At 33.5% G+C, this 11,433-nt stretch carries 11 protein-coding genes, 1 pseudogene and 1 riboswitch; of the genes and pseudogenes, 8 read left to right on the forward strand and 4 right to left on the reverse strand.

The features are described from left to right. Positions 1–86: 86 nt before the first annotated feature. The 3 genes from P2Q73_RS08000 to P2Q73_RS08010 all read left to right on the forward strand — a co-directional run bounded on the left by P2Q73_RS08000 (position 87) and on the right by P2Q73_RS08010 (position 1,595). Positions 87–494 (forward strand): VOC family protein, encoded by a 408-nt coding sequence (locus P2Q73_RS08000; protein WP_275785651.1) that lies wholly within the window; start codon positions 87–89, stop codon positions 492–494. 97 nt (positions 495–591) lie between these two features. Continuing rightward, positions 592–1,038, forward strand: coding sequence for a GyrI-like domain-containing protein (locus P2Q73_RS08005; protein WP_275785653.1), 447 nt, complete (start codon positions 592–594; stop codon positions 1,036–1,038). A gap of 38 nt (positions 1,039–1,076) precedes the next feature. Next, the gene (locus P2Q73_RS08010; RefSeq protein ID WP_275785655.1) at positions 1,077–1,595 is read left to right on the forward strand and encodes a GNAT family N-acetyltransferase; all 519 of its coding nucleotides are present in this window, start codon (positions 1,077–1,079) and stop codon (positions 1,593–1,595) included. Positions 1,596–1,808: 213 nt separating this feature from the next. Here P2Q73_RS08010 and P2Q73_RS08015 read toward each other — a convergent pair whose 3' ends face one another. Beyond that, complete coding sequence (locus tag P2Q73_RS08015; RefSeq protein WP_275785657.1) at positions 1,809–2,474, reverse strand: potassium channel family protein; 666 nt, start codon at positions 2,472–2,474, stop codon at positions 1,809–1,811. 114 nt (positions 2,475–2,588) lie between these two features. Continuing rightward, positions 2,589–3,917 (reverse strand): TrkH family potassium uptake protein, encoded by a 1,329-nt coding sequence (locus P2Q73_RS08020; protein WP_275785661.1) that lies wholly within the window; start codon positions 3,915–3,917, stop codon positions 2,589–2,591. A 146-nt stretch (positions 3,918–4,063) separates the two neighbouring features. Then, positions 4,064–4,208: riboswitch (cyclic di-AMP (ydaO/yuaA leader) on the reverse strand. A gap of 220 nt (positions 4,209–4,428) precedes the next feature. Between P2Q73_RS08020 and P2Q73_RS08025 the strand changes: the two genes are divergently transcribed. The 4 genes from P2Q73_RS08025 to P2Q73_RS08040 all read left to right on the forward strand — a co-directional run bounded on the left by P2Q73_RS08025 (position 4,429) and on the right by P2Q73_RS08040 (position 7,899). Beyond that, a complete protein-coding gene (locus P2Q73_RS08025) occupies positions 4,429–4,911 on the forward strand; it encodes a GyrI-like domain-containing protein (protein WP_275785665.1) in 483 nt (160 codons plus the stop codon). Between the two features lie 88 nt (positions 4,912–4,999). After that, positions 5,000–6,466, forward strand: coding sequence for an amidase family protein (locus P2Q73_RS08030; RefSeq protein WP_275785667.1), 1,467 nt, complete (start codon positions 5,000–5,002; stop codon positions 6,464–6,466). 209 nt (positions 6,467–6,675) lie between these two features. After that, complete coding sequence (locus P2Q73_RS08035; protein WP_275785670.1) at positions 6,676–7,131, forward strand: GNAT family N-acetyltransferase; 456 nt, start codon at positions 6,676–6,678, stop codon at positions 7,129–7,131. Between the two features lie 117 nt (positions 7,132–7,248). Then, positions 7,249–7,899 (forward strand): HAD hydrolase-like protein, encoded by a 651-nt coding sequence (locus P2Q73_RS08040; RefSeq protein ID WP_275785672.1) that lies wholly within the window; start codon positions 7,249–7,251, stop codon positions 7,897–7,899. 73 nt (positions 7,900–7,972) lie between these two features. Here the strand turns inward: P2Q73_RS08040 and P2Q73_RS08045 are convergent, their stop codons facing one another. Continuing rightward, positions 7,973–9,616, reverse strand: a complete 1,644-nt coding sequence (locus tag P2Q73_RS08045; RefSeq protein ID WP_275785675.1) for an ABC transporter substrate-binding protein — start codon at positions 9,614–9,616, stop codon at positions 7,973–7,975. Positions 9,617–9,713: 97 nt separating this feature from the next. On the opposite strand from P2Q73_RS08045, the gene P2Q73_RS08050 reads away from it, so the two are divergent. After that, the gene (locus tag P2Q73_RS08050; RefSeq protein WP_275785677.1) at positions 9,714–10,931 is read left to right on the forward strand and encodes an MDR family MFS transporter; all 1,218 of its coding nucleotides are present in this window, start codon (positions 9,714–9,716) and stop codon (positions 10,929–10,931) included. Positions 10,932–11,097: 166 nt separating this feature from the next. Here P2Q73_RS08050 and P2Q73_RS08055 read toward each other — a convergent pair. Further along, positions 11,098–11,359, reverse strand: a pseudogene (locus P2Q73_RS08055) (transposase); the annotation flags it as partial. Positions 11,360–11,433 lie beyond the last annotated feature (74 nt).

The following is an 11,433-nucleotide window of genomic DNA, read 5'->3' on the forward strand; positions in this document are numbered from 1 at the left end:
TCAAAGATTTTATCGTTTTCAAAGAGGATATAAACATAGAAACATAGAATATATTTAGTGACATTTAACAAAGGGAGGCAATTGTTTTGAATAATAAATTGTTAAGAGTAGGAACTTCTTATATACCAGTATCAAATGTAGAGCTTTCATCAGAATGGTATATAAACAAATTAGGTGCAGAGCTTAGCTATAAGGATGAGGATAAAGCAATTCTAAATTTTGCTAACCAAAGTTTATTTCTTGTTCGAGCAAAAGATGGCCAAAGTTCCAACTTCCTTGATATTAACGGGGAAGAACGTTTTTCAATGACATTTGAAGTGAATGGTTTAGATGCTTTAGAAATTATTCATAAAGACTTTTTAGAAAAAGAGATAAAAGTAGGTGGAATTGAAAACAGAGGTCATGCAGGAAAGAACTTTGTATTTTACGATCCGGACGGTAACAAGTTTGATGTTTGGAGTGAATTGAGTCCAAAATTTTTACATTTAGTGTGAATGTAAGAAGTTAAGCGTATCATTACTCTTGCATGATAGAAGAATTAAAAGTGTTTGGGATTGTTGTTTGTAAATACAGTTAGGGGGCTAAGAGGAAATGGAATTCAAACAGATAAAAAAGAATTTTAAAGTAGTAGGTATGAAAAATAGTGGTGTTTTTGCTGATTATGGGAGTGAGGTTCCCAAGTTTGCACAGCAATTTTTGAGACGAGCAAATGAAATAAAAAATAGTTCAGAAACTGAAATTGCACTATATGAACCAAAAAGAAATGATAACCATCTCGAGGGTCAGTATTATGTGGGGTTAATTGTTAATGGTACTCTAAATGAAGTTCCAACCGGTATGGAATATATTGAAACTACACAGGACTACGTTAATGTAAGAGGTAAAATTTCTGATATTGGAAAACTACATAAAGAATTATTAAAATGGGCAGATGAACAAGGATTTCAAAGGGAGTTAGAATCTTATATTGTTGAAACATATCATCAAAATGAAAATTATGAAGAGGAGGTAGAGATATACTTGCCAATACTTTTATAAATTAAAGCAAACATTAATGCATGGGTAGGAGGTATTAAATGCAGTACGATAACTTGGAAGATTTTAAAATAATAATGGCTACTAACGATAAATGCATGACCATTATTGACATGTTAAAGCAAGTTGCTCTATGGCTGAAAAAAAAAGAAATTAACCAATGGAGATTTCTGTTAGATAGCGGTGAAGATAAAGAAATTGAGCAAGACATAAATAATCGAAACACATATATTGTTTTAAAAGATGATGAAATCGTAGCAACATTCACACTTCTATCTAAACAAAGTGAATGGGATAGGCATATTTGGGGGGATGATCTAACATCATCTTCACTATATTTACATAGACTCGCAATCCAGCCCAATTATATGAACAAAGGAATAGGATCTAGTATTTTAGAGTGGATTCAAAAGAATATTAGAAGAGATATAGAATGTATAAAACTAGATTGTGTTGCTGACAATGTAAAACTAAATGATTTTTATAAGAGCAATGGCTTTGAACTAGTGGGCATAGAAGACAGTCATAGTAAATTTCAAAAAAGTGTAATAATAGATTAATTCTTATAGTATAAAATGATAAAAAACTAATAGTCCCTCAGTAATGAAGAATATAGTTTAGTTGATAGCATTCAGCTTTTGACAGAACAGTTCTGTCTTCTTCAACTAAAGATTGTTTTAGTTGAAGAAGAAAGTACATAAAATTTTAAGGGAGCTGCTGAATTTTTCTTAAGAACAGCTCATCATCTCTTTAAATTTTTCGATTACTATAGTTTACAACATCTTTTCTTCAAAGCGTTTTAAGTCATTATTATTACCCATTGCCACTAGTACATCGTTTTCTCGAATAATATCAGTAGGTAATGGAGAAACGTTAATTTGTTCATTTCTAATAATTGCTAGAATTGTAATGCCGAATTTTGCCCGTACATCTAAATCAAGCAATGATCGATTATGTATTAGATTTGTAGCTCGAAGTTCTACTACACTATATTCTTTGGACAAGTTAATATAATCTAACAATCGATCCGAGGACATAGATTGAGCAGTTCGAATCCCCATTTCCACTTCAGGATGTATAACACGATCTGCTCCAATTTTCTCTAAAACCTTTTGATGGTACGTATTTTGGGCTTTGACCCATACGGTATGGACCCCAAATTCCTTTAAATTGAGCGTCGTGAGTACACTATCTTGAATATTCTCTCCGATTGCTACTACAACATGGTCAAAATTCCGTATCCCGATCGACTTAAGAAAAGCCTCGTCTGTGGAGTTTCCATGAATTGCATGGGTTGAATACTGTATAAAGTTTTCAACTCTGTCTAGGTCACGATCTATTGCCAACACTTCATGACCAAGCGTATATAACTCTCTACACACACTTCCTCCAAATCTTCCCAACCCAATAACAGCAAATAGTTTCTCTTGTTTTGGCATTTTATTACCTCCTCTTTTCATTTGTAGACATCTAAAAAAATACTATTCGATTTATTGGCAATCACAAAGTTAGTTAGGAACTAAAATGATTTATATAGTAATCCTAAAGGTGATTTATCCAGTAAATACTTGGTCATATGGATAGCGATAATGGACCTTTTTAGGTTTCATTAGCAAGAAAAATAAAGTTAATGGACTAATTCTTCCTACGAACATAACCATACATAAAAGGACTTCACCTATATCGCTTAGTTGAGCTGTTATCCCCATTGACAATCCAACAGTGCCGAAAGCTGATACCACTTCAAACGCAAGTGGAAGGAAGGGAATATTTTCGGTAATGGTTAACAGAAAGATAAATGAAAGGACGATGAATAACCCAATTGTTGCAATCGCTAAAGATCGTATTACTATATCGAGACGAATAGATCGTCCAAATAATTCTGGTTCTCCACGTTGACGCAAGAATGCCAGTGTAGCAAGAATAATAACGATAAAAGTTGTTAGCTTTATCCCTGAAGCAGTTGATGCACTTCCAGCACCAATAAACATTAAGACCATCGTCAAAAGAATTGTAGGATCTTCCATATCACCATAATTTAACGTATTAAACCCTGCAGTGCGAGGGGATACGCCTTGAAAGTAGGAAACCATCACTTTCTCATATAATGGCATATTGCCGATAGTTGCTGGATTATCATATTCGAGTATGAAAACTATGCAGACAGCTACAACATTAATGATAATTGTGCCGATAATCATCATTTTCGTATGAAGTGACCATTCCTTGAATGATTTTTTCTGATGAATATCATATAAAACGGTAAAACCGATTCCACCAATTATAAAAAGCGCTGTTATCACAATATTCACAATAGGATCGTTTGCAAATCCGATTAAGTTATCTGGAAATAAGGAAAAACCAGCATTATTAAAGGCAGAAATAACATGGAAAATACTTATATACAACGCATCCTTAAAGCCAAAAGTAGGAATCCAGTGTATGGCCAAAATGATAATTGCAAAAAGTTGAACCGATAAAACAAATGATAAAATCAGCTTAACTAATTTGATAATGCCACCTATTGACTCTTGATTAAAAGATTCTTGCATATATATACGATTTTGTAGCCCTATTTTCTTTTTAAGAAGAATAAGTATAGCTACTGCAAATGTCATCAAGCCGATACCACCACATTGTATTAAAATCATTAATACAATTTCGCCAAACAGAGTGAGCGTAGTACCAGGGTCAAAAACGCTGAGCCCAGTTACTGTAGTTGCTGATGTTGCTACAAATAACGCATCCGTCCATGATATATACGTCGTTGTAGCAAAGGGGAGCTTTAAACAGAGTGTCCCAATCATTATTAAAAATAAGAAACTTCCAGCAATAATAACAGGAGGTGAAACTACAATTCTTTTCTTTTTAATTCCACGCATGCGAACACTCCCCATAATGTAAATTTAGAAACAAAACTCGAAAATCTTTTCATTACATAACATCACAAAATGAAAAATAAGTACAAAAAAAGTCCACAAGGCATAGGTAATAGCCTAGTGGACATTATTTCATTCTCACTAGCTCCAATTCCTCTCTCAGAACGCTTACGAGGTTAGCTGTCGGATTTGGGCCAATAGAGTAGCCCTACCTACATTCATAGGATTCACCCCACGCGGCATAAATGCCACAAATGGTTCCCCCGTTTCTAATGAATTAAGCGATTTAGAAATATGAAACTGCAAGTAATAATACTCCTATAAATTTAACTTGTAAATAGAATTTTTATGAGTTTAACTTGTACTCAATATATACCCTTTTCTAAGTTCTGAATACGATGGTGTTTCCGCGAAGAAATAGCGCCTAAAAATTTTAGTTTTACTTCTTTAAGAGGAATATTTCTAGTGTTTGTAGAAGTTTATAAAGAGTGTTGATAGTTAAGGGGTGAAATTTATGACAAAACAATTCATACAGAATCCATCTATTGAATGCCTTGATGAAATTAAGTTAGTTGGCTTTCGTATATTATGTGAGGGTACTCAATATGTAAACGAAATACCCAAAGTTGCTAACCAGCTAAATGAACGATTAAGTGAGATTAAAAATGTTCTAAATCCATTTGTACAATTTGGAGCATTTGTTGTTAATAGTCTTTCCGAAAATCAAGATGGCTACTGGGTATGTATACAGGTTAAAGAGTATGAGGAGATTCCTGAAGGGATGGTTACTTTAACTGTTCCACCTCAAAAATATATTGTGTGGAGACATAAGGGACCAAACCTTAAAATCAGAGATGCTTACGAACGTTTACATTCTTGGATGGAAGCAAACGGGTATGAAAGACAATTGGATAAATGGCATTTAGAGAGGTTTCATAGTTGGAATGATACAGAAAATGTGGATGTAGAGCTATTGGACACGGTTAAAATTGATTAAACCTGGTGAACTCACATATTCGTATTTTATGAAGCTTTACAGCATAAAAAATATTGGTAAAAATATAGAGAAATTTAAGGGGATCTAAATGAAGATCAAGTTCAAACATTTTTTTAAAGAAGAATTAACGATACATGAAATACAGGATGCATTAGAAGAAGGGGAAATAACCTCAAAAGAGTTAGTTATGTATTACCTTGATAGAATAGCGAAATTTGACCAAGAAGGTCCGATGATAAATTCTGTCCTTGAAATAAATCCAGATGCTATTTTTATAGCCGAAGCACTTGATTATGAAAGAAAGACAAAAGGAGCTAGAGGGCTTCTACATGGAATTCCTGTATTGCTTAAAGACAATATTGAAACAAATGATTTCATGCATACAAGTGCCGGAACACTCGCTTTAGAAAATCATCTTAGTAAGCATGACGCATTTCTTGTTGAAAAACTACGCGTATCAGGTGCAATTATTTTAGGTAAATCAAATATGACTGAATTGGCTAATGGAATGTCCTCTACTATGTGGGCAGGTTATAGTTCTAGAGGTGGACAAGTATTAAATCCATATGGGAGTGATCTATTTGTCGGTGGTTCTAGCTCGGGTTCTGCTGTGGCGGTTGCTTCCAATTTTACGGTAGTATCTGTTGGTACTGAGACAGATGCTTCTATACTCAGTCCTGCCATTCAAAATTCAGTAGTTGGAATTAAACCTACAGTTGGATTAATTAGTCGAACAGGCATCGTACCATTTACATATTCACAAGACACTGCAGGACCTTTTGCAAGAACAGTTACGGATGCAGCAATTTTATTGGGTGCCATGACAGGAGTCGATAAATTGGATGCAGCTACTCTTAAAAGTGAAGGTATTTCAAAGCAAGATTATACTGTATTCCTAGATTCTAAAGGATTGAAAGGAGCTAGAATCGGAGTATTTAACAATGCATCTGAAGATTTTTATACATCAGGGGAATACGATGAAAAACTGTTGTTAAAAGTTATTCAGACATTAAACGAAGAAGGAGCAGAAATTGTTGAAAATATCGAAATTCCTTCTTTTAAAAGGGATTGGAGTTGGGGAGTTCCTATATATGAACTGAAGCATAGTTTAGGAAATTATTTATCACAGCTTCCACACTACATACCAGTCCATTCAGATACCGAATTAATTCAATTCAATAAACAAAATGAGCAGAAAACATTAAAGTATGGGCAAAATAAGTTGGAATTTAGAGAAAGCCTTCCAAACACATTAAGAAACCCTGAATATTTAAATGCAAAATTAGAAGATTTGTATTTTTCACAGGAGATGGGAATCGACTATACTTTAAAAAAATATAACCTTGACGCAATTCTTTTTCCATCTTATATAGGATCTACAATAAGTGCTAAAGCTGGCTATCCATCTATAGCAGTTCCTGCTGGCTACATAGATAGTGGAAGACCATTTGGTGTAACTTTTGCAGGTACCGCATTTAGTGAAGGCTTATTAATAAAGCTTGCTTATGCTTTTGAACAAGCAACAAAACAACGAGTTTGTCCTGAATTTACATAATATAACTGTTAGGGAGAAATTAATTTTGGAATAGTAGGGTATAATTTATTTTGCCTAAAAATTCAATTATTCTTATATTTTGTTGATAGGTATTATTGCTAGGGGGCGTTCATTATGGTAAACAAAAGACTCTATATTGTAAATGACATTAAGGGGATTACGCTTTTTTAAAATACACGCGTTTCCCCAAAACAAAAAGGGGAAGTTTTATGAGAACAAATAATGTAAGATTGGTAGAATTAAATGATGATAACTGGTATGAATGTTGTCAATTAGAGATTTCAGAAGAACAAAGCAATTATATTGAACCAAATGCCATATCTATAGCTCAGTCTAAGTTCGAACCTACATTAGTGCTATATGGTATTTACTTAGAAGAAAAAGTTGTTGGTTTTTTAATGTATAACTCTGTTCCAGAGGAACTTGAGGGACATTGGGTATATAGAATAATGGTGGATAAGCAATTCCAGGGTCAAGGTATTGGTAAAGCTGCAACTAAGCTAATGATTAATGAGATGGCTAAATTACCAAATGTAAAGAAAATCGTAGTTGGTTATCATCCAGAAAATTTGGGGGCACATAATTTGTATGCCAGTTTGGGATTTATTGATCATGGTGATAGATTTGGAAAAGAAATGGCAGTTATTAAACATATAATTGAGTAATATATAAATGGATGAGTGAAGAAAAAAGATCATTTATTGGTCCTTTTTTTATGAAAAATATTTTTTCTAAGAACTTAATCTTTTGCTAATCGTCTTATATTTAAAAGGTGGGTGTGTATGGAACAAGCAATTATATTTGATATGGATGGTACATTATTTCGAACTAATTTAATTTTAGAGCCTGCATTAGAAAAAACGTTTAATATGCTAAGAAAGGAAAATTTATGGACTGGAGAAACACCTATTAATAAGTACCGTGAAATTATGGGTGTGCCGTTACCAGAGGTTTGGAAAACATTATGTCCAAACCACTCTATTGAGATAAGAGAAAAAAGCAATGAGTTCTTCCAAGAAAAGTTAATTGAATTAATTAAAAAAGGAAAGGGTTCATTATATCCTTATTCGGAAATGGTACTGGAATTGTTAAGTAAGAACTATAATCTCTACATAGCTAGCAATGGACAAGAAGATTACTTACAAGCAATTGTTCATACATATACATTAGACAAGTATATTAAAAAGATATACAGTATTCAGTCAATACCTTCAGGACATAAATCTGATTTAGTAAAGAAGGTACTACAGGAAAATAATATTAGTACTGGATCAGTTGTTGGTGACCGTTTATCGGATATTAACGCAGCCAAGGACAACGGGTTAGTTTCTATAGGAGTGAATTTTGATTTTGCTCAATCGATTGAATTAGAAAAAGCAGATATAGTCATTGATGATTTAAGGGAGCTAATAAACTTCGAGTTAAGAATTTAAATGTGTCAGACACTTTAAAAAGTAACTTCCCCAAGAATATTGTATATAGCACCGAAAATTCGGTGCTATAAATTTAATTACAAGTAGGTCTAACCCAAAGCTTTGAAAAGTCTACGTACCCAAAATGTTTTATATTAATATTCATTAAATCTACGGAGAAAGGAATTTGACGTTTCGCATAATAAAGTGGAACAAAAATAGATTCGTCAATCAAAGCTTTCTCTACCTTTAAATTTAATGATGTCCACTCTTCAAATGGAGTGTTTACGTATTCCTCTAAATAGTCCATCCATTTATTATTTTCTTTCAAAACAGATGCTAATGGAGAAAAACCATTTCTTAAGAAATAAAAGAATGAAAAGTTTTGATTCATTTCAAAAACTTCACCATGAATAAAGAGATCTACTTCTTCGTTCTTCACATTATTTGCTATCGTATCTTTAAAAGAGACCCATTTTATATGAACTGGAACTCCTTCTCTTTCAAATATAGTTTTCAACCAATTAGTAGTATTTTCCGTGTAATTTACTAACTTTATTATAAGTGGTTCTGAAAATGATGGGCGTTCCACTTCTGACAACATGTATTTCTTACTATGACCAATAAGGCAGCCATGAGGATTAGGTAGAATTCTCTGATCCACTTTACCAATTGTATGTCTATGCTTTGCTATTATAAAATGTAAATAATCACGTACTTCTTTTCTTTGAATAGCAGAGTTACGGTTTACATTCATGACAACCAATCCAAAGCCAGAATCACTTTCCACTTGAAATGTAGGTTGATTTTCTGTTGAAGAACGATACACTATCTCAAATCCGACTGGTAATTGGACAAACTCAATAATGTCTAATAAAGGTCTTTCTCCGTAAAACTCTTTAAACGCGACTAATTTTGTTTTGTAATCATTGTTCTCCTCGAGATAAAAGCAACCAGTCCCTATTAAGTTTCCTTTGATTTCTTTATAAATACTAGCATTCATTGTACCGAGCATTTGTAAACAATAGGTACAACCTCTCGGAAAATGTATATCTACTACTAATGGTGCAGCTACAACAATTTTTTTTACTGGCTCCCATATATCTTTATAGCAATCATGATTTCGAATCCTTTCCAAACAGTCTGTAACATCTTCTGCAGTTAATATGGAACCATCATGGAATTTAATATCTTTTTTTAAATATATTCGAAGCTTAGTTTCTCCTATGTCCCAGCTATGAGCTAGTTCCGGGTATACAATTCCTTCTTCATCCACAAAAACTAATCGGTTATAAATCGTTGCGACAATATTTGCGCTATGTACATCAGCAGCTTCAAGAGGATGCTTTGTTAAAAATGGAAATTTTCTTGGGACGACAAGTTTGTCATTTGTATTTTGAACATAACCGAAATTTGACCGAAATTTATTCATTAACCGGAGTTTACTTTCCAATGACCATTCGAATAACAAATATTTGCTACTTATATCAACGGCTTCCTCATCAATGATCTTCATAGCATGTTCTTCAAAAATACTTTCCACATCTTTTAGCCATTGTAGGTTAGATACCTTGCCACGTCCACGTCCAGAAGTATAAGTGAGCCAGCCTTCTTTAGACCATTTCTGTATATTACGTGTGGTTTGTTTTGTGCTTAATTGGAGGACATCTGCTAATTCTTCTTGTTTTATTGGTCCTGAAGACACTGAATGCCAAAGCTTCAATAAATTCTTATCCATTCTATCCTCCTATTAAAGTGGACATAGATTAATTATTTGTCCGTTTTTATTTTTCTTAGTCTAGTTTAATATACTAAAGACAGAGGAGGGGAACAACATGGGTTGGAAGAACTATCCGCAAAATATTAAGGTTCGTCTCATTACTTCATTTTTTAATCGCGCGGTATCCTCCGCAGTAATGCCTTTTATGGCACTATTTTTTGCACAAGAAATGAATAAGGTATGGGCAGGACTTTTTCTTGTTTTTACTGTAATCATTAGTTTTTTTGTGAATCTTATCGGGGGCTATATTTCGGATCGTTTTCCACGAAAAAGAGTATTAGTACTAACTTCATCTATTAGTGCATTCCTTTTTTTGTTGATGACAATTAGTTTATATCCTAGAGACAACATCATTTCGATTTTTGCCTTTGCTTACACATTATACATAGTGACAAGTAGCCTTGGACGTCCAGCGATGCACGCGATAATTATCGATTCGACCACTTCTGAAAATAGAAAAGAGGTGTATGCACTCGATTACTGGCTCGTAAATTTATCAATGGCTATAGGTGCTGCATTAGGCGGTTTGTTATATTTGCATCATCAAATAGAATTATTTGTATTGCTAACGATTACTTCCACGATATTACCAATTGCTTATCAAATTTGGTTAATTGATGAACATACCATTAGAAGAGAAAAGCAGCATCAAAATGTGTTTTTGGATTTAATTCAAAACTACAAAGTTGCTTTTCAAGACAGACCCTTTGTGAAAGTAGTTTTAGGATCCATGTTCATTTTTGCAGCGGAGTTTTCGTTAAACAGTTATATAGGTGTTCGATTAGCAGAGACATTTGAAACTGTACATATAGGAAACTTTGAGATTGCTGGTGTTCGAATGTTAAGCATACTTAATATTGAGAATATGCTTCTTGTCGTATGTTTTACGTTTCTGATCAATAAACTAACGGATAAATTTAGTAATAAAAACGTTTTATTGATTGGCTTGATCATATATGGTATCGGTTATGTAACAGTTACTTCAGCTAATACTTTTTATGTGCTAATCTTGTTTAATTTGATAGCAACTATGGGAGAATTAATCTATTCTCCAGTTAGAAACGCTGAACAAGCGAATATGATTCCATCAGACAAAAGAGGTTCTTATTCTGCGTTCACGAACTTTTCTTTTAGCGGTGCAGATTTGATTGCCCGTTCCACAATAATCATAGGGGCGTTTTTAATACCTACCATGATGTCTGTATATATTGGCATTTTAATTATGTTTGGAACTCTGTTAGTATACGCAGGATTATTTATGAGAAAAACTTAAATTAGATTTGTTGAGAACTATATATTACTAACCCATTTTAATCGAAGTGGGTTCAGACTGTATAAAAAGTACCCCGAGAGTTCTTTCGGGGTACTTTGTCAATTTTAAAGGTTTAAGTTCAAATTTCCCCTGAATTTTATGTGTGAGTCATCTCTACGAGACGTTTTCAACTCGCATTAGGAAGCTTCCATGTCCAAGTGGTGAGCTTTTTCAAATTCATCGCACAAAAGAAGTAAGTATCGCTTGCATAGACAATTTTTTAAGGGACCGAAAGGTTGTCCAACGCATACCATGCTTTTCTTTCACATCAGCAAAGACGCGTTCAATTGTTTCTTTGCGTTTAGCATATATCTCTTTTACTTCCACATAATACGTAGATGTTCCGCTTCCTCCACATACCCTTCCTAAATGTGTCGTTGAATCAGCTTCGTTTTTCAAGTTGTTCACGTTCATTAATTTGGTTTTTAGTCAGAATGATATTCAACACCTCAACGTCTTAGAA

The organism is Bacillus sp. Cr_A10, assembly GCF_029222665.1.
Lineage (GTDB): Bacteria > Bacillota > Bacilli > Bacillales_A > Planococcaceae > Psychrobacillus.

Excerpts from the sequence above, each read along its gene's own strand:
- P2Q73_RS08030 (WP_275785667.1), top strand. The coding sequence starts at position 5,000 with ATGAAGATCAAGTTCAAACATTTTTTTAAAGAAGAATTAACGATACAT.
- P2Q73_RS08020 (WP_275785661.1), bottom strand. The coding sequence starts at position 3,917 with ATGCGTGGAATTAAAAAGAAAAGAATTGTAGTTTCACCTCCTGTTATT.
- P2Q73_RS08035 (WP_275785670.1), top strand. The coding sequence starts at position 6,676 with ATGAGAACAAATAATGTAAGATTGGTAGAATTAAATGATGATAACTGG.
- P2Q73_RS08050 (WP_275785677.1), top strand. The coding sequence starts at position 9,714 with ATGGGTTGGAAGAACTATCCGCAAAATATTAAGGTTCGTCTCATTACT.
- P2Q73_RS08010 (WP_275785655.1), top strand. The coding sequence starts at position 1,077 with ATGCAGTACGATAACTTGGAAGATTTTAAAATAATAATGGCTACTAAC.
- P2Q73_RS08015 (WP_275785657.1), bottom strand. The coding sequence starts at position 2,474 with ATGCCAAAACAAGAGAAACTATTTGCTGTTATTGGGTTGGGAAGATTT.
- P2Q73_RS08005 (WP_275785653.1), top strand. The coding sequence starts at position 592 with ATGGAATTCAAACAGATAAAAAAGAATTTTAAAGTAGTAGGTATGAAA.
- P2Q73_RS08040 (WP_275785672.1), top strand. The coding sequence starts at position 7,249 with ATGGAACAAGCAATTATATTTGATATGGATGGTACATTATTTCGAACT.
- P2Q73_RS08045 (WP_275785675.1), bottom strand. The coding sequence starts at position 9,616 with ATGGATAAGAATTTATTGAAGCTTTGGCATTCAGTGTCTTCAGGACCA.
- P2Q73_RS08025 (WP_275785665.1), top strand. The coding sequence starts at position 4,429 with ATGACAAAACAATTCATACAGAATCCATCTATTGAATGCCTTGATGAA.